Raw genomic sequence first — 20,830 nt, 5'->3', positions numbered from 1 at the left:
TTTTCCGCCGAAGGAATCAATAGCCATCTGCGAATCGGACAAGCCGGCGGACGGACGATCAGGTGGATTATGCAAAGGAATGACTAATTTGCCGCAACGATCCGCCGAAGATTGCGCCAACCTGTCGCTGGTTGCGCTAACGTCCCGTCGTCACTCTGTTGTCGCATGGGCGGCTCATGGTATAGGTTTGCCTTGTCGGCTCCCGTCTGCGGGCGCTGACCGGCATCCTATGGCCCGGGATGCCGTTGGAGGACCGGAAACAGCCGCTCGGGCGGCATCGGGGAGCTTGCAGTATGAATTTCGGACGCGTGAACCCAGCCCAGACGCTGGACGCACAAGGCATCACTGGACTTGCGGAGGTTCATTACAACCTCATCGAACCCGCGCTCGTGGAAGCCGCGGTGAAGCGCGGCGAGGGCCGTCTGGGTCGCGGAGGCGCCTTCCTCTGCTCGACCGGCGCCTTCACGGGCCGCTCGCCCAAGGACAAGTTCGTGGTCCGCACGCCGTCGGTCGAGGACACGATCTGGTGGGAGAACAACGCGCCGATGGCTCCCGACGCGTTCGACCGCCTGCATGCCGACATGCTCGAGCACATGAAGGGCCGCACCTACTACGTGCAGGACCTCTATGCAGGCGCCGACCCCGAGCTTCGCCTTGACGTCCGCATGGTGACCGAACTCGCCTGGCACGGCCTCTTCATCCGCCACATGCTGCGCCGCCCCGAGCGCGCCGAACTCGACAGCTTCGTGCCCGAGTGGACCGTGATCAACTGCCCCTCGTTCAAGGCCGATCCGGCGCGCCACGGCTGCCGCACCGACACCGTGATCGTGCTGAACTTCGAGCGTAAGCTGATCCTGATCGCCAACACCGAGTACGCCGGCGAGAACAAGAAGTCGGTCTTCACGCTGCTGAACTACATCCTGCCCGGCAAGGGCGTGATGGCGATGCACTGCTCCGCCAACCACGCGATCGGCAACACGGACGATGCGGCGGTGTTCTTCGGCCTCTCGGGCACCGGCAAGACGACGCTCTCGGCCGATCCGGTGCGCACGCTGATCGGCGACGACGAGCACGGCTGGTCGGACAAGGGCACCTTCAACTTCGAAGGCGGCTGCTACGCCAAGACGATCAACCTCTCGGCCGAAGCCGAACCCGAGATCTACGCCACGACCTCGAAGTTCGCGACCGTGGTCGAGAACATGGTCTATGACCCCGAGACGCTGGTCCTCGACTTCGACGATGACAGCCTGACCGCCAACACCCGCTGCGCCTATCCGCTCGACTACATCTCGAACGCATCGGAAAGTGGTGTCGCCGGGCATCCGAAGAACGTGATCATGCTGACCTGCGACGCCTTCGGCGTGCTGCCGCCGATCGCGCGGCTGACCCCGGCGCAGGCGATGTATCACTTCCTCTCGGGCTTCACCTCGAAGGTGGCCGGCACCGAGCGTGGCGTGACCGAGCCGCAGCCGACCTTCTCGACCTGCTTCGGTGCGCCCTTCATGCCGCGTCGTCCGGAAGTCTACGGCAAGCTCCTGCAGGAGAAGATCACCAGCCTCGGCGCGACGTGCTGGCTCGTGAACACCGGCTGGACCGGCGGCGCCTACGGCACCGGCAAGCGGATGCCGATCAAGGCGACCCGCGCGCTGCTGACTGCGGCCCTCGACGGCTCGCTCGCCAACGTGACCTTCCGCAAGGACGCGAACTTCGGCTTCGAGGTTCCGACCGAACTGAATGGCGTCGATCCGAAGCTGCTCGACCCGCGCTCGACCTGGGCCGATCCGGCGGCCTACGACGCGCAGGCGAAGAAGCTGGTCGAGATGTTCGCCAACAACTTCGCGCAATACGTGCCCTACATCGACGCCGACGTGAAGGCGGCGGCGATCGGCTGACCTTTCCGCATCCGCGGGTGGCAGGGGGGCGCTTCGGCGCCCCCTTTTAGTTTTTGCCCATCGAATCAAGAAGGTCATATTCATGCGCATGAAACGCATCGCGCGAATTTTTGTTGCGCTGCGGGTGCAAAGTGATTAGGACATCGCAGTCGCAGAATGGAGGAGTCATGCCATGCCGAAGGACGGATCGACCATGCACGAACAGCCGCTTCTCGCCGATCTTCTCTCGCTGACGGCTGATGCCCTCCCCGAGACCGAGGCGCTGCTGGAAACCGCGCGCGCCGCGCTGAAGGAGCGGGTGAGCGTCAACGGCAAGGTATCGTCCAAGGCGCTCGAGCAGGACCAGTTCGCGGCGCATGCGCTTTCGTGGCTGGCCACTTACGTCGAGTCGCTGCGCCAGATGCGCGCCTGGGCCGGCCGGCTCGAGACCGAGGGCCGCCTTGGCGAGATGGAGGCGCTGATCCTGCAGATCGCCTTCGGCGAATACCTCGCGCAGATCCGCGGCGGCATCCCGATGAGTCAGAACGAGACGGCGCGGGTGCAGGACATCGGCGTTGAGCTTGGCCATCCCGGCGAGGCGGTGAAGACCCTCATCCGGCAGGGCAACACGCCCGCCGCGCGGGCGGCCCTCGTCGCGCTGATGCGGGACAACCACGGGCGCGCGACCTTCGGTGCCTCGGGCCTCGACGAGGAACTGGAGATGATCCGCGACCAGTTCCGCCGCTTCGCGGACGAGCGCGTGACGCCCAACGCGCACGGCTGGCACATGAAGGACGAGCTGATCCCGATGGAGATCATCGACTCGCTCGCCGAGATGGGCGTCTTCGGCCTGACGATCCCGGAAGAATTCGGCGGCTTCGGCCTCTCGAAAGCCTCGATGGTCGTGGTGTCCGAGGAACTGTCGCGCGGCTACATCGGCGTGGGCTCGCTGGGCACCCGCTCCGAGATCGCGGCCGAGCTGATCCTCTGCGGCGGCACGCCCGAGCAGAAGGCGCAGTGGCTGCCGAAGCTGGCCAGCGGAGAGATCCTGCCCACCGCGGTCTTCACCGAACCGAACACCGGCTCGGACCTCGGCAGCCTGCGCACCCGCGCGGTGAAGGACGGCGACGAGTGGGTGGTGAACGGCAACAAGACCTGGATCACCCATGCCGCGCGCACCCATGTGATGACGCTGCTGGCCCGGACGGACCCCGAGACGACCGATTACCGCGGCCTCTCGATGTTCCTTGCCGAGAAGACCCCCGGCACGGACGAAAACCCCTTCCCGACCCCCGGCATGACCGGCGGCGAGATCGAGGTTCTGGGCTACCGGGGCATGAAGGAATACGAGATCGGCTTCGACGGCTTCCGCGTAAAGGGCGAGAACCTTCTGGGCGGCGTCGAGGGTCAGGGCTTCAAGCAGCTGATGCAGACCTTCGAGAGCGCCCGCATCCAGACCGCCGCCCGCGCCATCGGCGTCGCGCAGAGCGCGCTGGAGGTCGGGATGCAATACGCCGAGGACCGCAAGCAGTTCGGCAAGTCGCTGATCGAGTTCCCGCGCGTTGCCGGCAAGCTCGCCATGATGGCGGTCGAGATCATGATCGCGCGGCAGCTGACCTATTTCTCCGCTTGGGAGAAGGACCACGGACAGCGCTGCGACCTGGAGGCGGGGATGGCGAAGCTTCTGGGCGCCCGCGTCGCCTGGGCCTCGGCCGACAACGCGCTGCAGATCCACGGAGGCAACGGCTTCGCGCTGGAATACCAGATCAGCCGCATCCTCTGCGACGCGCGGATCCTCAACATCTTCGAAGGCGCGGCCGAGATCCAGGCGCAGGTGATCGCCCGGCGTCTGCTGGACTAATCGCCTGAAGCATCTTTCCGAAGGGCGGGCGCGATGCCCGCCCTTCGCTTTTCCGGCGCGTCATCCGCGCTTCGTGAACGGATCAGAGACGCGAGAGCAGTTCCACAAGCCGCGCCCGCGCCTCCGGCAAGGGGCGGCCGTTCAGCATCGGCGCCAGTTCGCGCGCCAGGAAATGTCCGGTAACGGCAAGGCCCTGCCGCAGATCCTCGCCCGACGCCGGCCCCTGCCCCATCAGCGCAAGCGGCAGCGGAAAGAGCCGATCCACCCATTCGCCCGCCGCCTCGCGGCTGACGGCACGGCCTGTCTTCGGGCTGACATAGGCCAGATCGTCCCGGCTGCCCGTCACCGCGCATCGGCTGAGGTCCAGACCGAAGCCGGTTTCTTCCAGCAGGCGCATCTCCCACCTGAGATAGGCCGCAGGCCAGTCCGGCTGTCCCAGAGCATCAAGCATGGCGATGCTTGCCTGCCAAAGACCCGGATGCGGCTCGCGCTCGGGCAGCGTGACATGCAGCATGGCGCAGATCGCGTTGAGACCGGCGAGGCCGAGGCGGTCCCCCAGCAGCCCCGTCCGCGCGCGCAAGGGCTCCACCGTGAAGGCACCCATGTGCTCGTCGAGTCGCGCCTTCCAGGTCAGGTCGAGTTGCGCCCCCGGCTGCAGGATGGGCGCGATCCGGCGAGAGGCGCCGCCGCGCACGACGCCCAGGTGGCGGCCATGCGCGGCCGTGAAGACCTCGATGATCGCGGCGCTCTCGCCGTGCCGCCGCACCGACAGCAGCGCGCCCTCGTCCCGCCATTCCAACATCGGCCGACTATCCCGCGGTCACGGCCGCGCGTCCAGTCACTCGGAGAGGCCCGGCTCGTCGAGCAGCGTGCGGCCCTGCCGGTCCTCGATCTCGATCACCCATAGGTCAGGGTCGAAGCGGCGTTGGCGCGCGACTGCGCCATCCACATCGGCCTCGGCGCCCTCGGCCAGCACCACCCACGCCCGCTCACCGGTCATCAGGTTGAACGAGCGGTGCCACGCCCGCGCCTGCCCGTCGAGCGTCGCGCATTTCACCAGCACGGTGCCCGCGGTGGCATCGCCCTTGGCCGTCACGAAGGCGGGGATGTCGGCCAGCCGCAGTCGCGCCAGATAGGCGCGGACCCAGAAGTCGGCCGTCAGCCGCGGCTGCACCTCAGTCGCCGTCCTTGAAGTCGAGGCCCATTTCCGAGTAGCGCTCGGGCTCCTCCAGCCAGTTCGGCCGGACCTTCACCTGAAGAAAGAGGTGGACGGGGCGTTCGAGGAAGGCCGCGATCTCTGCGCGTGCGGCCTGGCCGATCTGCTTGATCGTCTCGCCCTTCGCGCCCAGCACGATGCCCTTGTGGCCGTCGCGCGCCACATAGACCACCTGGTCGATGCGGGCGGAACCGTCCGGCCGGTCCTCCCACTTCTCGGTCTCGACGGTCAGCTGGTAGGGCAGTTCCTCGTGGAGCCGCAGCGTCAGCTTCTCGCGGGTGATCTCGGCCGCGATCGCCCGCATCGGCACGTCGGCGATCTGGTCCTCGGGGTAGAACCACGGCCCCTCGGGCAGCACCGATGCCAGCCACTGGCGCAGCTTGTCCACGCCATAGCCCTTCTCGGCCGAGATCATGAAGGTCTCGGCGAAGGGGAAGGCCGCGTTCAGTTCCTGCGCGAGGCCCAGCAGCACCTCGGCCTTCACCCGGTCGATCTTGTTGATGGCGAGCGCCACGGTCTGACCCTGCGGGATGCGGTCGCGCATCGCATCGATGATCGCCTGCGTGCCCTCAGTCAGGCCGCGGTGCGCCTCGACCAGCAGCACGATGACATCGGCGTCAGCAGCCCCGCCCCAGGCGGCGGCGACCATGGCCCGGTCGAGCCGGCGGCGCGGGCGGAAGAGGCCGGGCGTGTCGACGAAGACGATCTGGGTCTCGCCCTCCATCGCGACGCCGCGGATGCGGGCGCGGGTGGTCTGGACCTTGTGGGTCACGATCGAGACCTTCGCCCCCACCATGCGGTTCAGCAGCGTGGATTTGCCGGCATTCGGCTCGCCGATCAGGGCGACGAAACCTGCGCGGGTCGTGTCAGTCATTCTTCGCCTCCATCCGCGCGAGTAGCGCCCGCGCCGCCGCCTGTTCCGCCACCCGCTTCGTGCCGGCGGCGGCCCGCTCGGTCTCGCCGTTGCCAAGCCGGACCTCGACGGTGAAGACCGGCGCGTGATCGGGGCCCGAGCGGTCGGTCGCCTCGTAGGTCGGCGGCGGCAGGCCGCGGGCCTGCGCCCATTCCTGCAAGGCGGTCTTGGCATCGCGCGCGTCGGCCTCGACCTGCGCGATCCGGTCGCCCCAGAGCCTCAGCACCAGCCGGCGCGCGGCCTCGAATCCCCCGTCGAGATAGACCGCGGCGATCACCGCTTCCAGTGCATCGCCCAGAAGCGCCTCCTTCCGGCGGCCGCCCGACATCATCTCGGACCGGCCGAGCTTCAGCACCTCGCCCAGCCCAAGGTCGCGCGCCACTGCGGCGCAGGTCTCCTTGCGGACGAGAGCGTTGAAACGGGGCGCCAACTGCCCCTCGGTCGCCTTCTGGTCGGCGGCCAGCAGCGCCTCGGCCATCACCAGCCCGAGCACCCGGTCGCCGAGGAATTCGAGCCGCTGGTTGTCGGGACGCGTGGCCGAGGACAGCGACGAATGCGTCACCGCGCGCAGAAGCAGGTCGGGCTCGCGGAAGTCATGCCCGATGCGGGCCGCGAAGGCCCGAAGGTCGGAGGACAGTTTCAATCGACGGCCTTGAAGAAACGGTCGGCGCGCCAGGTCCAGAAGTAGAGCATCGAGCGTCCGGCCGAGGAGAACATGATGCGATCCGCACGGCCGATCAGGTTCTCGGCGGGCACGAAGCCGACGCCGCCGACGGCTTGGCCATAGCGGCTGTCCTGGCTGTTGTCGCGGTTGTCGCCCATGAAGAAGTAATGGCCGGCCGGAACGGTGAAGACGTCGGTGTTGTCGCCGAAGCCGTTGGTGTCGATGTTCAGCACGTCATGCGTGCGCCCGCCGGGAAGCGTCTCGGTGAAGCGGCTCTTGGTGCAGGTGCCGCCCTCGCCCACCGGGCCGTTCTCGCAGCGCGGGAGGTTGCCCATCGGGCCCTGCTGCTCATAGACCTCCTCGAAGGTGCCGGCCGGCTCCTGCGGGACCATCTGGCCGTTGAGGTAGAGGATGCCCCCCTTCATCTGCACCGTGTCGCCCGGCAGGCCGATCAGCCGCTTGATGAAGTCCGAGCCATTGACTGGATGGCGGAACACCACAACGTCGCCGCGCTCGGGCTCCGAGGCGAGGATGCGCCCCGAGAACGGGCACAGGGCGAAGGGGCAGGAATACTGCGAATAGCCATAGGCCATCTTGTTGACGAACAGGAAGTCGCCGATCAGCAGCGTGTCCTTCATCGACCCGGACGGAATCCAGAACGGCTGGAAGAACAGCGTGCGGAACACCCCCGCGATCAGGAGCGCATAGACGATGGTCTTGATCGTCTCGAGGATGCCGCCTTCGGTTTTTGCCTTGCTCGCCATGAAGTCTGCCTGTCTGGTTGCGGGCCGGCCGCCCGGTTCGGCGCTTCATGCGCGCCGACAAGGGATGAGTCAAGCTGGCGGGGGCGCAACCGGCCGCGCCTCGATCACCACGAAGGCCTGCGCCCAGGGGTGGTCGTCGGTCAGGCTGACATGGACCACCGCCTCGTGGCCCGGGGGCGTCATGGCCGCCAGCCGCTCGGCCGCCCAGCCGGTCAGGTGCATCACCGGCTGGCCGGTCGCTAGATTGGCCACGCTCATGTCCTTCCACGCGATGCCCATGCGCAACCCGGTGCCCAGCGCCTTCGAGCAGGCCTCCTTGGCGGCCCAGCGCTTGGCATAGGTTCCGGCGACATTGGCGCGGCCCTCGGCCTTGGCCTGCTCGGCCCGCGTGAAGACACGGTTGCGGAAGCGGTCGCCGAAGCGGGCGAGCGTCCTTTCCATCCGTTCGATGTTGGCGAGGTCGGTGCCGACCCCGAGGATCATCGCCCGCTCCGGACGGCCGAAGCGGGGATCATCCCGCCAGCGCCTCGCGCGCCGCGTCCATGCGTCGGCGCATGCCCTCGATCGCACTGCCCAGACCGCGGAAGATCGCCTCGCCGATCAGGAAATGGCCGATGTTCAGCTCCATCACCTGCGGGAAGGCCGCGATCTCGGCAACCGTGTCGTAGCTGATCCCGTGCCCGGCATGGACCTCGAGCCCGAGCGAATGGGCGAGCGCCGCGCCCTCGCGCAGCGCCTCGAGTTCGCGCGCGGCGTCGGCGGCGCGGCCCTCGGCGACGAGGTCGCAGTAATGGCCGGTGTGCAGTTCCACCACCGCGGCGCCGATCTCGGCCGAGGCCTCGATCTGGCGCACGTCATGGCCGATGAACATCGAGACCCGGCAGCCCGCCTCGCGCAGCGGCGCCACGAAATCCGCGAGGCGCGCGACGTCGCCCGCCACGTCGATGCCGCCCTCGGTCGTGCGCTCCTCGCGCCGTTCGGGCACAAGACAGACCGCATGCGGCTTGTGGCGCAACGCGATGGCCTGCATCTCGGGCGTGGTCGCCATCTCGAGGTTCAGCGGCACCCGCAGCCCCTGCATGAGGGCGGTGATGTCCTCGTCGCGGATGTGGCGACGGTCCTCGCGCAGGTGGGCGGTAATGCCGTCCGCGCCCGCGGCCTCGGCCAGCAGGCCCGCGCGCAGCGGATCGGGATAGGCCGTGCCGCGGGCGTTGCGCACCGTCGCCACATGATCGATGTTCACGCCCAGCCGCAGCCGACCCAATGGTTTCATGGTCTTTCCATTCACTCCGATGATGCCCGGACCATCCTATTGGCTTCCGGGACCCGCGTCATCCGCTTCGGGCAGGCCACGACGCCGGCGGCGGGCGCGGCGCGCCTCGGTCTTCATGGCGCGGATCTTCTGGTAGGCGCGGATCACCGGGATGGTCAGGTAGTAGAAGACCATGCCGGTGATGATGCCGGGAATGATGCCGCCCACCAGATAGGGCAGGAAGATCATGCGGAAGAAATGCGCGAGGTTCGACCAGCGCGTGGGGTCCGAGGTGAAGATTGCAAGCAGGTTGGCCCATATCTCGGAGCCCGCGCCGGTAAAGGCGTCGAAGATCGAGAGCACCGTCAGCTTCTCGTCGAGCCCGAGCATCCAGTGCCCGATCTCGACCGAGGAGATGGCGATCAGCGGCGTGGTGATCGGGTTGCCGATGAAGGTGGCCAGCAGCGCGGCGAGGATGTTGCCGCGCAGGATCCACGCCACCAGCGCCGAGCCGAGGAAGTGGAAGCCGAACAGCGGCGTGAACGAGATGAACACCCCCGCGAAGACACCGCGCGCGATCCGGTGCGGTTCGTCCGGCAGACGGGTCAGCCGGTGCTTGACGTATTGCGCTGCCCGGCGCCAGCCGCCGCGGGGCCAGACGCTTTCCTGGGCAAGCTGCCGCCAGCTCTTGGGGGTACGCCGCTTGAAGACCAAACCGTTCCTCGTGGCCCGTCAGGGCTTCCTGCTGAGATCCCGGTGCCGCGCGATCTGCGCCACATCCGTCTCCGCCTCGAGGGCAGTCATCAGCGTGTGCAGATGTTCGACATCCCTGAGATCCACATCGACCAGAAGGCGATAGTAGTCCGGCTTGCGGTCGGTGAACCTGAGGTCGGAGATATTGGCCTTCTGCTCGCCGATCAAGGTGCAGATCCGCCCGAGAACGCCGGCATCGTTCGAGATGGTTAGATCGAGCGTCACGGTATGGACCGCCGCGTGCCGGCCGGCATGCCAGTGCAGGTCGATCCAGCGCGAGGGCTGCTCCTCGAACTCCTCAAGCGCGGGGCAGTCGATGGCGTGGATCACCACGCCCTGCCCGCGATAGGTGATGCCGACGATCCGTTCGCCCGGCACCGGCTGGCAGCACTTGGCGCGGCGGAACTGCTGGTCGTCGGACAGGCCCACCACCGGGCGCTGCATGTCCACCTCGGGACCCGAGGCGCGCACGAGTTCGGGATAGAGCGTCTCGACCACCTTCCGCGCGGTCAGCTCGGCGGAGCCGAGCTGTGCCAGAAGCTCGGTCTCGTCCGACAGGCCGAGCATCTTCGCCGCCGTCCTGAGCGCCTTGTCGGTGGCCTTGCGGCCCACATGGTCGAAGGCCGCCCGCGCGAGTTCCTGCCCCAGCTTCACGAACCGGCCGCGGTCCTCCTCGCGCAAGGAGCGCCGGATCGCGGCCTTGGCGCGGCCCGTGGTCACGATGTCGATCCAGCTGGCCTGCGGGCGCTGGCCTTCCGCCGTGATGATCTCGACCGACTGGCCGTTCTTCAGCCGGGTCCAGAGCGGCACGCGGATGCCGTCCACCTTCGCCGAGACGCAGGAATGGCCGATTCTTGTATGGATCGCATAGGCATAGTCGAGCGGCGTGGCACCCCGCGGCAGCTGGATCACGTCGCCCTTGGGCGTGAAGCAGAACACCTGGTCGGTGTACATCTCGAGCTTCACGTTCTCCATGAACTCGTCGTGGTCGTCCTCGTCCAGACGCTCGGTCAGGCTGGCGATCCACTTGGCGGGATCGACCGCGAAGGGGTTGTGGACGCGCACGCCCTCGCGATAGCTCCAGTGCGCCGCCACGCCGGCCTCGGCCACCTCGTGCATCTGGCGGGTGCGGATCTGCACCTCGACCCGCTTGCCGTCGCGCCCCGAGACCGTGGTGTGGATCGAGCGGTAGCCGTTCGACTTGGGCTGGCTGATGTAGTCCTTGAACCGGCCCGGCACGGCGCGCCAGCGCTGGTGGATCACGCCGAGGATGCGGTAGCAGTCTGCCACGTCCTTGCAGATCACGCGGAAGCCGTAGATGTCCGAAAGCCGCGAGAAGGCCAGATCCTTCTCCTGCATCTTGCGCCAGATCGAATAGGGCTTCTTGGCGCGGCCGTAGACATCGGCCTCGATATGGGCCTTTTCCAGCTCCAGCCTTATATCGGCGGTGATCTTGTGGACCACGTCGCCCGTCTCGCGCTGCAGCGTGATGAAGCGGCGGATGATCGAGTTGCGCGCCTCGGGGTTCAGCACGCGGAAGGCGAGATCTTCCAGTTCCTCGCGCATCCACTGCATGCCCATGCGGCCGGCGAGCGGCGCGAAGATCTCCATCGTCTCGCGCGCCTTCTGGGCCTGCTTCTCGGGGCGCATCGACTTGATCGTGCGCATGTTGTGCAGCCGGTCGGCAAGCTTGACGAGGATCACCCGCAGGTCCTTGGACATCGCCATGAACAGCTTGCGGAAGTTCTCGGCCTGCTTGGACTGCGTCGAGGACAGCTCGAGGTTGGTGAGCTTCGTCACCCCGTTCACCAGTTCGGCGATATCCTCGCCGAACAGGCGCGAGACCTCGGTATAGGTGGACTTCGTGTCCTCGATCGTGTCGTGGAGAAGTGCCGTGACGATGGTCGCATCGTCCAGCCGCTGCTCGGTCAGGATGGCGGCAACGGCGACCGGATGGGTGAAATAGGGCTCGCCGGACTGGCGGAACTGCCCCTCGTGCATCTGCCGCCCGTAGGCATAGGCGCGACGGATCAGGTCCGCATTGGTGCGCGGATTGTAGTTGCGGACGAGGGCGATCAGGTCTTCGACGTCGATCATGGCCCCGACCGCAACAGGTTCAATACAGGATCAATGCTGGCCCTGCGCTTCCATGAGCGCACGCAGCAGTTTTTCTTCCGACATGTCGTCCTGGACCGGACGGTCGATCTCGCCGCCCATGAGCAGCGCCATCTGGTCCTCTTCCGGCTCGTCCACCTCGATCTGGGTCTGGTGGCTTTCGATCATGCGCTCGCGCAGGACCTCGGCACCCTGGGTCTCTTCCGCGATCTCGCGCAGCGCGACCACCGGGTTCTTGTCGTTGTCGCGCTCGATCGTCAGCGGCGACCCCGATGCGATCTCGCGCGCCCGATGGGCGGCCAGCATCACCAGTTCGAACCGGTTCGGGACCTTGTCAACGCAATCTTCAACCGTCACGCGGGCCATGGGAGTCTCCGTTTCGGACAGGGGGCATGGAGCGGCCTATGTAGACCGCGCGCAGGCTCTTGACAAGACCGGTTTCCCTGTTCCTCAGCCCTCGATGCACACGACCGCGTCGCGGTCCGCCGCAGGCAGGCGGGCCAGGATCTCGGCTACCGTCAGGCCGAGCAGGGGGTGGCGCCAGTCCGGCGCAACCTCGGCGAGCGGCACCAGGACGAAGGCGCGATCCTGCATCCGCGGGTGGGGCAGAATCGGACCGTCAGGCACCAGCCGCCCCTGCTCCTCGGGCGACAGCCGGCGCCACCGCTCCTGCGTGGCGGAATCGGGCCAGACCGAATCACCCAGCGCGATCAGGTCGAGGTCGAGCGTGCGACTGCCCCAGCGTTCGACCCTCCGTCGGCCAAAATCCGCCTCGATGCGGTGCAGCACCTCGAGGATGGATACAACATCGGCATCCGCCGGAAGGTGGAAGACGCCTGCAGCATTGACAAAGTCCGGAGCGGCCCGGGCAGGAAAAAAAGGGGTCCGGAACAGCCTGCTCACGCGAATCCTGCAAGAAAACGCATTTGCAACTGCAGAAAACGCCTCGGTCACGACCTGTTGGGGGAACCTTCCGCGGTCGTGCAGGTTCGACCCGAATGCAACCAGAGCTTGCTTCCCACCCGACATGTCCAATGGTATAAGTTTCTGATGAGGCCCGCTTGCCGGTAGATGTATTACACTGATATCCGACCCTTTGTCGATTTATGCTTGGCGAAATCCATTCCGATGACAGCAGATTGACGAAGCAAGGGTTCTCGAGGGGACAAGGATAATGTTCTACAAGGACGAACGGCTTGCGCTGTTCATAGACGGTTCGAACCTTTACGCGGCCGCGAAGGCGCTGGGGTTCGACATCGACTACAAGCTGCTGCGCCAGGAGTTCATGCGCCGGGGAAAGCTGCTCCGGGCATTCTACTACACGGCCCTGCTTGAAAACGACGACTACTCGCCGATCCGTCCGCTGGTCGACTGGCTGCACTACAACGGCTTCACCATGGTGACGAAGCCCGCGAAGGAGTACACGGACAGTCAGGGCCGTCGCAAGGTCAAGGGCAACATGGACATCGAGCTCACGGTGGACGCCATGGAGCTTGCGCCCCGCGTGGATCACATCGTCCTGTTTTCGGGCGACGGCGACTTCCGCCCGCTGGTCGAGAGCCTGCAGCGGCAGGGTGTGCGCGTGTCGGTGGTCTCGACCATCCGCAGCCAGCCCCCGATGATCGCAGACGAACTCCGCCGCCAGGCCGACAACTTCATCGAGCTGGACGAGCTGCGCGAGGTGATCGGCCGCCCGCCGCGCGAGCCGCGAATCGAGCGTGAAGAAATCTCGGTCGAGGCGAAATGACGTCCGAGCGGGCGCGCCCCCGGGCGCGCCGCCCGAAGATGCGGCATCCTGAGGCGGGTGCCATGCCGGGGCTGGACCCGAACGCCCGATGGGAATACCTCTGGGTGGCACAGGACAGAAGAGCCGGCCCATGACCAAGCCAACCCTCACCCTCTACCTCGCCGCCCCCCGCGGCTTCTGCGCCGGCGTCGACCGCGCGATCCGCATCGTCGAGATGGCTCTCGAGAAATGGGGCGCCCCGGTCTACGTCCGCCACGAGATCGTTCACAACAAGTTCGTTGTGGATCGTCTGGCCGGCATGGGCGCCGTCTTCGTCGAGGAACTGGACGACGCCCCTCTCGACCGGCCGGTGATCTTCTCGGCGCATGGCGTGCCGAAATCGGTGCCGGAAGAGGCCGAGCGGCGCAACATGACCTATGTCGATGCCACCTGCCCGCTGGTCGCCCGCATCCACATGGCCGCCCAGCGCTTCAGCGAATCCGGGCTGCAGATGGTGATGATCGGTCACAAGGGCCACCCCGAGACCATCGGCACCATGGGACAGCTGCCCGAGGGCGAGGTGCTGCTGGTCGAGACGGTGGAGGATGTGGCGGCCCTCGAGGTTCGCGATCCCGAGAAGCTTGCCCTGATCACGCAGACCACGCTGTCGATCGACGACACGGCCGCGGTGATCGCCGCCCTGCGCGAGAAGTTCCCCGCGATCGAGGTCCCCGCGAAGGAGGACATCTGCTACGCCACGACGAACCGTCAGGGCGCGGTGAAGGCGCTCGCCCAGAAGGTCGAGGCGCTGCTGGTGATCGGCGCGCCGAACTCGTCGAACTCGCGGCGGCTGGTCGAGGTCGGCGCGGCGGCCGGCTGCAGGGTCGCCCATCTGGTGCAACGCGCGACCGACATCGACTGGGAGGCCCTGCAGGGCGTGACCCGGGTCGGCGTCGCCGCCGGCGCCTCGGCACCCGAGGTTCTGGTGGACGAGGTGATTGCCGCCTTCCGCGAGCGGTTCGACACCACGGTAGAGACCGTCGAGACGGTGAAGGAGCGGGTCGAGTTCAAGGTGCCACGCATCCTGCGCGAACCGGTCGAGACCCAGTGACACCGAGGGGCGGGGCCGCGTGGCGCTGCTTCCCCGCCCGATCGATGCTCAGGCGATGCGCATGACCCAAGGCGGCACGACGGCGCGGCCCCGTGTCATCCCGAGTCCCGTGGGGCGCGATGCCCCGTCTTCCTTCGAGGCTCCATGAACCAGATCCCCCGCCCTGCCCTGCTGCTCGGCCTTGCCGGGCTGATCCCGTTCCTCTGGAGCGCCCTGACCGAACTCTCCCCGCAGACGGGCGACTGGGCCGCCGGAGTGCTGGGGCCGCGATTCGTCGGGCCCTATGTCGGCCTTGCGTATGGCATGGTCATCCTGTCCTTCATGTCGGGCGTGCTCTGGGGCTTCTCGACCCGCCTGTCGGGCCGGGAGGCCGCGACGGGATACGCGCTGTCGGTGATCCCGGCACTCTGGGCCTTCTTCTTCGTCGGCGGCGGCCCGACTTCGGCCGCGATCTATCTGGCGGCGGGTTTCGCTGGCCTTCTGGCGCTCGACTGGACGTTCTGGACGCAGGGCCTGGCGCCCGGCTGGTGGATGCGCCTGCGCGTCCTGCTCACCTCGGTCGTGCTTGCCTGCCTCGCGGTGACGATCTTCCTCTAGATCCTGCGGATCGTGTCGCCCGGCTCGAGCTTGGGTTCGAGTTCGATCACCACACCCGAGGTGGCGCCATCTGGCCTCTTGCCCGAGACGATCTCGGCCGCCCGGCGCCCGATCTCGAGCCGGCAGGCATCCATCGTGGCGAGATGGCAGGGCAGACCCTGCACCAGTTCCACGCCGTTGAAGCCCGCAAGCCCGACGCGATCCGGCACCTCGATGCCGTGGTGCAGGCACCAGAGCAGCCCGCCCGCGCCGATCATGTCGTTAGAATAATAAAGGAAATCCAGATCCGGGCTACGCTTAAGGATGGCTTCCGTCATCTCGCGGCCCTTCAGGAGCGCCGATCCGCCCGAGTAGAACTCGCGATCCTCCACATGCAGACCGGCGGCGCCGAGCGCCTCTTCGAACCCCTCCAGCCGCTTCCGCGCCCGGTGATCGTGGGGCATCATCGTCCCGAGGAAGCCGATCCGGCGATAGCCTGCCGCCACGATGGCCTCGGCCATCTGCCGGCCGGCGCGGCGGTGCGAGATGCCCACCGCATTGTCCACCGGCGTGCCGTCCACATCCATGATCTCGACGATCGGGATGCCGGCATTCTCCAGCATCGCGCGGGCCGCCGCGCTCCGCTCCAGCCCGGCGATGATGATGCCCGAAGGGCGCCACGACAGCATCTCGTAAAGCACCTTCTCCTCGCGCTCCGGCGAGTAGTTGGTGACGCCCACGACGGGTTGAAGGCCGGTATCCTCGAGCACTTCGGACACGCCGGTCAGCACTTCGGGAAAGACCATGTTGGACAGCGAGGGGATGATCACGGCCACAAGGTTCACGCGCTGGCTGGCCAGCGCCCCGGCGATCCGGTTCGGCACGTAGCCCAGCGCCCGGGCCGCCGCCAGCACCCGCTCGCGGGTGGCGCCCGACACGTCGCCGCGATTGCGCAGCACCCGACTCACGGTCATTTCCGAGACGCCCGAGGCGTCGGACACATCACGCAGGGTCAGGGTGCGCCGCTGGGCCGCGGAAGCCGGCTCTTTCGCCACGAAACATCTCTCTTGCAAAGACCTTACGTTTTCTTGTTAGCGTCAAAGGGGGGCTTGTCCAAGGCCTCTCCCTGTGGCATGTTAGCGATAACGGCCGATCCTGCGGCTGACGGTATCCTGCGCGTCGTGCAAGCTCTCCAAGTCTGACGCAACGGACCCATGGGGGAGTGGTGGGCCAAGAGTCACTCCCCCAGCTCTCCTCCTCAGGCCTCCTTTCCCCGCTTCCGCCACGATGAGCGTCGCGTCTTGCAACAGTCGCGAATTGGCCGCATTAAGGGGCAGGCCCGCCGGCTGCCGGCCCCGTAGCTCAACGGATAGAGCGATCCCCTCCTAAGGGATAGGTTGCAGGTTCAAGTCCTGCCGGGGTCACCACCCGCCGCCCGTGACTGGCAGCGCGCGGTGCGATTGCCGGATCTCAACCCCTCGCGGCGATGACCGTCTGACGGAGGGCGCCGCCGCTGGCGGCCCTTCCTCCATCAGAGGAACCGCTATGGCCATTGACCCAGATATCACACCGCTCCTCGATGCCCTGTCCACGCAGGTGGCGAACATCGAGGGGCAGGCGACCGACCTTGCGACGCGCATCGATGCGGTGAAGGCGGAACTGCTGTCCCTCGAGGACCATGCGGCGGAAGAGAGCGCAGCCCTGCTTGCGCGTCTCGCGGCGCTGGAATCGGCGCTGCCCGCCGTGGCGGACACCAGCCAGTGCAGCGACACCGCCCTTGCCGGCCGCATCGATTCGCTCAGCGCGAGTTCGACAGCCGGGGATGCGGCGCTGTGCGAGCGGCTGGACACGGTGCAGAGCGAGATGGGCAGCCTCGGCACGCGCCTGACCGAGGCTCTGTCGCGTCTGACGAAGCTCGAGGGGGGCGGTGCGCCGGTGACGGCCGACCTGTTCGACGACGAGACGGCCGCGGCGCCCGTCGGCTGGACGCAGGGCTGGCATCCGCTCGACTGGATCGAGACCGGGGGCGCCATCCGCTCGCAGCCCGCCAACACGTCGCGGACGCTGCTGTCCTGTGACGCCCTCGACACTGCCACCGACGTCGAGACGCTGGCGCTGTTCGGCTTCGCCGATGCCGGCGGCTATGGCGGCCTGGCGATGCGGGCATCCGGTGCCGCCACGAGCGAAAGCGGCTACCGGGTGATGTTCAACAACAACGGTTCCGGGCCGTCCATGCAGGTGGTCCGCTTCAACGCAGGCACCGCCACCATCCTGTCGAACCTGGCCTTCCCACGTGCCGCGGCCGGCGACTACTGGCTGCGCATGCGGCTGAGCGGACCGACGCTGTCGTGGAAGGCCTGGCCTGCGAGCGAGAACGAGCCCGCCGCATGGACCGGCACCGTGACCGACGGCAGCCCGATCGTCACCGCCGGCCGCTGCGGCGTCACCGCGGGCTGCGGTGCCTCCACCGCCACGACGGTCAAGGTGCAGCAGTTCTCCTGGGCTCTGGACGGGGCCTCTGCCGCACCGGCGCCGGTCACGGTCACGACAGCGGAGCCGCCCGCCCCCTCGGTGCCGCCCGAGACGACGGTGCCGCCCGCGACGGCGGAGCCGAAGCCCTGGGAAAGGATCGGCACGCTGCCGATGCCGGTCATAGCCTTCGACGACCAGGCCAGCAGGACCGTCTACGTGGCGCCGGGCAGCCGCTATGCCCATGTCCGGGTCTCGGCCAGTTCGGACATCAAGGCGACCGCCTACCTGCGCCCGTGGGTGTCGAACGTGACGGGGGGCAACGTGAACGTCGGCAGCAACCAGGAGCTCTGGGTCGGGCCCTACTGGTGCGCATGGCGCCCGGGGGACGACCGCGATCTCTGGGTCACGATCGACATGCAATACGGTCGCGCGGCCGGCAACCGGTTCAGCATCGCCTTCCACACCGACATGGGCGGATGGGCGACGGCCAGCCCGATCACCGGCTACGTCGAGGTCAAGGAGGGCGCGGTCAATGCCCTGCCCGCCGTCATGCCCCACCACCGTCCGCCGATGCAGCTGACCTTTACCGGCGCGCCGACGGTTTCGCTCGATCCCGCCGGCATCATCTGGTCGGACAGCGGCTATGTCGGAAATGCCTCCTCCGGCACGCCGTGCTGGATGTCGCGCCTGTCGCATGGCTACACCCAGGACGGTAACGGCGAGGTCGGGCTCTACCTCAACGACGACGCCTTCCCGGGGGTCGCGCAGACGCCGCACATGAAGGGCACCGACCAGCAGGGCCGGCCGTTCGTGCGCCTGCGCTCCGAGCGGCTGGTTGCACCGCATGTCTTCCAGGACACGCGGCTGTTCTACCATCAGGCCAGCGCCCTCGTCGCGCAGCGCCTGCCCGCCTGGCGCGGCAAGACCGGCGTCTGGTCGGCGCGGTGCATGACCTCGAGCCGGATGTACTCCTGGCCGGCGTTCTGGCTGCTGGGCGACGGCTGGCCGCCCGAGTTCGACATCTTCGAGCACTTCAACGGGATCTACGGCAGCTGGCCGGACGGATCGTGGTCCACCTCCACGGCGCATTCCGGCCCCTTCGGCTCGCTCACGGTGATGAACCGCCACCCGCTGAAGTTCGACCTGAACAAGCTCGGCTTCAGCACCTTCGACGCCTATACCGAGATCCACGACTACGCCGCCTACGTCGACCGCGACTGGATCTACAGCTTCATCGACGGCGTCGAGGTGTTCTGCTGCCCGAACATCGCGCGACACGAGAACTGGGACGCGAACTGGTCGCTCTATCCGATGTTCGACGTCGCGGCGAAGTTCGCCAATCCGAGCACCTACCCCTACAGCGACGGCTCGGGCGACATGTACATCTACGGCGCGACCAAGCACGAGACCACTGCGGCGGCCCTGGTTCCCTTCACCGAGGCACGTCCCTGGATGAACCGGAAGATCGCGCCCGACCCGACGTTCTGAGTCCGGTCCGGTCCGGCTTCGGCCGGGGCCCCCGTTCCGGCTGTTGCCCGCCCCCTCGGGGCGGGCATTTCCTTTGCCGGCCGCCTCGCCTACCGTGCCGGGGCGAGAAAGGAGCACGGATGATCGACGCAGTGGTAATCGGGGGTGGACCCGCGGGGCTGATGGCCGCCGAGGAGCTTGCCCGCGCGGGGCGTCGTGTCCTGCTCTGCGATGGCAAGCCGAGCCTCGGGCGCAAGCTCCTCATGGCAGGCAAGTCGGGCCTGAACCTGACCAAGGACGAGCCGCTGTCCGGGTTCATGGCGCATTATGGCGAGGCGGCGGACTGGCTCCTGCCCATGCTGGCCGAATTCGGCCCCGAGGCGGTGCAGGACTGGGCGCGCGCCCTCGGCCAGCCGGTGTTCACCGGGACCTCGGGCCGGGTTTTCCCGGTCGCCATGAAGGCCTCGCCGCTGCTGCGCGCCTGGCTTGTGCGGCTGAACGCGCTGGGCGTCGAGGTCCGCACCCGCTGGCGCTGGGAGGGGTTCGAGGGGCGCGCCCTTCGCTTCCGCACGCCGGACGGCCCTGTGGAGCTGACACCGGCGGTGACGGTGCTGGCGCTGGGCGGGGCAAGCTGGTCGCGCCTCGGCTCCGATGGCGCATGGGCGGAATGGCTCGCGGCGCGGGGCGTCGGCATCGCGCCGTTCCGGCCGGCCAACATGGGTTTTCTCGTCGACTGGAGCCCGCACATGGCCCGACACTTCGGCGCGCCGGTGAAGGGCTGCGCGCTGATGGCGGGCGACCGGCGCGAGCGTGGCGAGTTCGTCATCTCGGCGCGTGGGATCGAGGGCGGCGGGGTCTATGCCCTGTCCCGTCTCCTGAGGGAGGGCGCGCCCCTGACGCTGGACCTGCTGCCCGACCTTTCGACGCAGGACCTCGCCACCCGGATCGCAAAGCTGCGGGCGGGCGAGAGCATCGCCAACCGGCTGCGCAAGCTGGGCCTCTCGCCGGCCGCGGCGGCGCTGGTGCAGGAGTTCGCCCGCCCCCTGCCGCAGGGCGAGGCGCTGGCCCGGCTGCTCAAGGCGCTGGCGGTGCCGCTCGCAGGCCCGCGCCCGCTCGACGAGGCGATCTCGACCGCCGGCGGCATCACGCGGGACAGCCTGACCGGCGATCTGGAACTGCGGGCCCTGCCGGGCATCTTCGCCTGCGGCGAGATGCTCGACTGGGAGGCCCCGACCGGAGGCTACCTGCTGACCGCCTGCCTCGCCACCGGCCGTCACGCGGGCCGCGCCGCCGCTAGAGCCCCGGGGTCACCGAAAGCAGGCTGCGCCGGCTGAACATGGTGCCGCGGTTCGGGCCGAAGTCGAAGCGCGCGCCGATCCCGACATAAGGCTCGGAACCATCGAGGCCCAGATCGTCCGCATCCAGCGCGCCGACCTCGGCCGTCAGCGCCAGACCGTTCGGCAGCGTGTAGTCGCCGGTCAGGCCGAACCGCGTGGTATCCAGCCCCTCGATGTCGAGGTGCTGGATCTTGCCGCCCAGCCCGAAGCTGCCGGAAAGCAGGACGCTTCCCTCCAGCCCCATCATCGAGCCGGTGAGCCCCGAATTGTCCGCGCGGCCGACATGGGCTTCGACGTCGAAGGTGTCGCTGCGCTGGCCGACCTCGAAGCCGTAGAAATCCACGCTGTCGCCGGCGACATCCTCGATGCCGTAAAAGATGCCAAGGGCCGTCTCGGGATTCACATAGAAAAGCCCGTGCAGCGCGCCCGACGTCGCGTCGTCCTCGATGCCGTGCAGCCTGCTGTAGCCCAGATCGCCCTGCACGCCGAAGCTTGGCCCGAAGGCGAAATCGACCGACCCGCCGAGGCTCGTCTTGGCGATGTCGCTGTCCTCGGTAAAGGCGGAATGGCCGAAATCCACTGTGGCGCCCGTCATCTCGGCGATGGCCGGAGTCGCGGCCACGGCCGCCGCGAGGGCGAGCACGGAAAGCCTGTTCATGGTCTGCTCCAAGTTTCTTGTTCTGCCTCATACCGGATCTAGCACGTTCCGCCTTCGGGATCACCCCCTGTAGC

At 67.7% G+C, this 20,830-nt stretch carries 20 protein-coding genes and 1 tRNA gene; 8 read left to right on the top strand and 13 right to left on the bottom strand.

The features are described from left to right. Positions 1-293: 293 nt before the first annotated feature. Together CK951_RS01835 and CK951_RS01830 are read left to right on the top strand one after the other, a co-directional pair. The gene (locus CK951_RS01835; RefSeq protein WP_096784544.1) at positions 294-1,892 is read left to right on the top strand and encodes a phosphoenolpyruvate carboxykinase; all 1,599 of its coding nucleotides are present in this window, start codon (positions 294-296) and stop codon (positions 1,890-1,892) included. 172 nt (positions 1,893-2,064) lie between these two features. Next, positions 2,065-3,732 carry an acyl-CoA dehydrogenase family protein gene (locus CK951_RS01830; protein WP_096784543.1) on the top strand — a complete coding sequence of 556 codons (1,668 nt, stop codon included), beginning with the start codon at positions 2,065-2,067 and terminating at the stop codon, positions 3,730-3,732. Between the two features lie 82 nt (positions 3,733-3,814). On the opposite strand, the gene recO is transcribed toward CK951_RS01830, so the two are convergent. The 11 genes from recO to folK form a co-directional block, all read right to left on the bottom strand. After that, on the bottom strand, positions 3,815-4,534 hold the full coding sequence (gene recO, locus CK951_RS01825; protein ID WP_096784542.1) for a DNA repair protein RecO: 720 nt from the start codon (positions 4,532-4,534) through the stop codon (positions 3,815-3,817). Between the two features lie 36 nt (positions 4,535-4,570). Beyond that, complete coding sequence (locus tag CK951_RS01820; protein WP_096784541.1) at positions 4,571-4,906, bottom strand: DUF1491 family protein; 336 nt, start codon at positions 4,904-4,906, stop codon at positions 4,571-4,573. A gap of 1 nt (position 4,907) precedes the next feature. Next, positions 4,908-5,822, bottom strand: coding sequence for a GTPase Era (gene era, locus CK951_RS01815; protein ID WP_096784540.1), 915 nt, complete (start codon positions 5,820-5,822; stop codon positions 4,908-4,910). After that, the gene (rnc, locus tag CK951_RS01810) at positions 5,815-6,504 is read right to left on the bottom strand and encodes a ribonuclease III (RefSeq protein WP_096784539.1); all 690 of its coding nucleotides are present in this window, start codon (positions 6,502-6,504) and stop codon (positions 5,815-5,817) included. Before rnc ends, era begins: the two co-directional genes overlap by 8 nt. Next, the gene (lepB, locus tag CK951_RS01805) at positions 6,501-7,289 is read right to left on the bottom strand and encodes a signal peptidase I (RefSeq protein ID WP_096784538.1); all 789 of its coding nucleotides are present in this window, start codon (positions 7,287-7,289) and stop codon (positions 6,501-6,503) included. Before lepB ends, rnc begins: the two co-directional genes overlap by 4 nt. 69 nt (positions 7,290-7,358) lie before the next feature. Then, positions 7,359-7,772, bottom strand: coding sequence for a holo-ACP synthase (acpS, locus tag CK951_RS01800; protein ID WP_096784537.1), 414 nt, complete (start codon positions 7,770-7,772; stop codon positions 7,359-7,361). A gap of 28 nt (positions 7,773-7,800) precedes the next feature. Then, on the bottom strand, positions 7,801-8,562 hold the full coding sequence (locus tag CK951_RS01795) for a pyridoxine 5'-phosphate synthase (RefSeq protein WP_096784536.1): 762 nt from the start codon (positions 8,560-8,562) through the stop codon (positions 7,801-7,803). Positions 8,563-8,598: 36 nt separating this feature from the next. Then, positions 8,599-9,255 (bottom strand): DUF2062 domain-containing protein, encoded by a 657-nt coding sequence (locus CK951_RS01790; protein WP_096784535.1) that lies wholly within the window; start codon positions 9,253-9,255, stop codon positions 8,599-8,601. Positions 9,256-9,273: 18 nt separating this feature from the next. Beyond that, positions 9,274-11,391, bottom strand: a complete 2,118-nt coding sequence (locus CK951_RS01785) for a bifunctional (p)ppGpp synthetase/guanosine-3',5'-bis(diphosphate) 3'-pyrophosphohydrolase (protein ID WP_096784534.1) — start codon at positions 11,389-11,391, stop codon at positions 9,274-9,276. A 30-nt stretch (positions 11,392-11,421) separates the two neighbouring features. After that, positions 11,422-11,775, bottom strand: coding sequence for a DNA-directed RNA polymerase subunit omega (gene rpoZ / locus CK951_RS01780; RefSeq protein ID WP_096784533.1), 354 nt, complete (start codon positions 11,773-11,775; stop codon positions 11,422-11,424). An 84-nt stretch (positions 11,776-11,859) separates the two neighbouring features. Next, complete coding sequence (folK, locus tag CK951_RS01775) at positions 11,860-12,438, bottom strand: 2-amino-4-hydroxy-6-hydroxymethyldihydropteridine diphosphokinase (RefSeq protein WP_096784532.1); 579 nt, start codon at positions 12,436-12,438, stop codon at positions 11,860-11,862. A gap of 145 nt (positions 12,439-12,583) precedes the next feature. Here folK and CK951_RS01770 point away from each other — a divergent pair, with 145 nt between their 5' ends. From CK951_RS01770 to CK951_RS01760, 3 genes are all read left to right on the top strand, one after another. Then, complete coding sequence (locus CK951_RS01770) at positions 12,584-13,156, top strand: NYN domain-containing protein (RefSeq protein ID WP_096784531.1); 573 nt, start codon at positions 12,584-12,586, stop codon at positions 13,154-13,156. Between the two features lie 130 nt (positions 13,157-13,286). After that, a complete protein-coding gene (ispH, locus tag CK951_RS01765; RefSeq protein ID WP_096784530.1) occupies positions 13,287-14,246 on the top strand; it encodes a 4-hydroxy-3-methylbut-2-enyl diphosphate reductase in 960 nt (319 codons plus the stop codon). A gap of 144 nt (positions 14,247-14,390) precedes the next feature. Then, positions 14,391-14,843 carry a DUF3429 domain-containing protein gene (locus CK951_RS01760; protein ID WP_096784529.1) on the top strand — a complete coding sequence of 151 codons (453 nt, stop codon included), beginning with the start codon at positions 14,391-14,393 and terminating at the stop codon, positions 14,841-14,843. Here CK951_RS01760 and CK951_RS01755 read toward each other — a convergent pair. Next, on the bottom strand, positions 14,840-15,877 hold the full coding sequence (locus CK951_RS01755) for a LacI family DNA-binding transcriptional regulator (RefSeq protein ID WP_096784528.1): 1,038 nt from the start codon (positions 15,875-15,877) through the stop codon (positions 14,840-14,842). The genes CK951_RS01760 and CK951_RS01755 overlap by 4 nt on opposite strands. A 296-nt stretch (positions 15,878-16,173) precedes the next feature. Between CK951_RS01755 and CK951_RS01750 the strand changes: the two genes are divergently transcribed. The 3 genes from CK951_RS01750 (at position 16,174) to CK951_RS01740 (ending at position 20,095) form a co-directional block, all read left to right on the top strand. Beyond that, positions 16,174-16,249 (top strand) — tRNA-Arg (locus tag CK951_RS01750). 118 nt (positions 16,250-16,367) lie between these two features. Next, positions 16,368-18,782: a hypothetical protein gene (locus CK951_RS01745; RefSeq protein ID WP_096784527.1), complete on the top strand. Its 2,415-nt coding sequence runs from the start codon at positions 16,368-16,370 to the stop codon at positions 18,780-18,782. A gap of 122 nt (positions 18,783-18,904) precedes the next feature. Continuing rightward, positions 18,905-20,095, top strand: coding sequence for a TIGR03862 family flavoprotein (locus CK951_RS01740; protein WP_096787133.1), 1,191 nt, complete (start codon positions 18,905-18,907; stop codon positions 20,093-20,095). Here CK951_RS01740 and CK951_RS01735 read toward each other — a convergent pair. Beyond that, entirely contained in the window at positions 20,055-20,756 is a 702-nt protein-coding gene (locus tag CK951_RS01735; protein WP_096784526.1) for a porin, read from the bottom strand. The genes CK951_RS01740 and CK951_RS01735 overlap by 41 nt on opposite strands. Between the last annotated feature and the right edge of the window lie 74 nt (positions 20,757-20,830).

Origin of the sequence: Rhodobacter sp. CZR27, assembly GCF_002407205.1 — a bacterium.
GTDB lineage: Bacteria > Pseudomonadota > Alphaproteobacteria > Rhodobacterales > Rhodobacteraceae > Cereibacter_A.
This window is presented reverse-complemented; position numbering and strand designations above follow the sequence as displayed.

Excerpts from the sequence above, each read along its gene's own strand:
- acpS (WP_096784537.1), bottom strand. The coding sequence starts at position 7,772 with ATGATCCTCGGGGTCGGCACCGACCTCGCCAACATCGAACGGATGGAA.
- CK951_RS01795 (WP_096784536.1), bottom strand. The coding sequence starts at position 8,562 with ATGAAACCATTGGGTCGGCTGCGGCTGGGCGTGAACATCGATCATGTG.
- ispH (WP_096784530.1), top strand. The coding sequence starts at position 13,287 with ATGACCAAGCCAACCCTCACCCTCTACCTCGCCGCCCCCCGCGGCTTC.
- CK951_RS01770 (WP_096784531.1), top strand. The coding sequence starts at position 12,584 with ATGTTCTACAAGGACGAACGGCTTGCGCTGTTCATAGACGGTTCGAAC.
- CK951_RS01760 (WP_096784529.1), top strand. The coding sequence starts at position 14,391 with ATGAACCAGATCCCCCGCCCTGCCCTGCTGCTCGGCCTTGCCGGGCTG.
- lepB (WP_096784538.1), bottom strand. The coding sequence starts at position 7,289 with ATGGCGAGCAAGGCAAAAACCGAAGGCGGCATCCTCGAGACGATCAAG.
- rpoZ (WP_096784533.1), bottom strand. The coding sequence starts at position 11,775 with ATGGCCCGCGTGACGGTTGAAGATTGCGTTGACAAGGTCCCGAACCGG.
- CK951_RS01835 (WP_096784544.1), top strand. The coding sequence starts at position 294 with ATGAATTTCGGACGCGTGAACCCAGCCCAGACGCTGGACGCACAAGGC.
- folK (WP_096784532.1), bottom strand. The coding sequence starts at position 12,438 with ATGTCGGGTGGGAAGCAAGCTCTGGTTGCATTCGGGTCGAACCTGCAC.
- CK951_RS01735 (WP_096784526.1), bottom strand. The coding sequence starts at position 20,756 with ATGAACAGGCTTTCCGTGCTCGCCCTCGCGGCGGCCGTGGCCGCGACT.
- recO (WP_096784542.1), bottom strand. The coding sequence starts at position 4,534 with ATGTTGGAATGGCGGGACGAGGGCGCGCTGCTGTCGGTGCGGCGGCAC.
- era (WP_096784540.1), bottom strand. The coding sequence starts at position 5,822 with ATGACTGACACGACCCGCGCAGGTTTCGTCGCCCTGATCGGCGAGCCG.
- CK951_RS01745 (WP_096784527.1), top strand. The coding sequence starts at position 16,368 with ATGGCCATTGACCCAGATATCACACCGCTCCTCGATGCCCTGTCCACG.
- CK951_RS01785 (WP_096784534.1), bottom strand. The coding sequence starts at position 11,391 with ATGATCGACGTCGAAGACCTGATCGCCCTCGTCCGCAACTACAATCCG.
- CK951_RS01830 (WP_096784543.1), top strand. The coding sequence starts at position 2,065 with ATGCCGAAGGACGGATCGACCATGCACGAACAGCCGCTTCTCGCCGAT.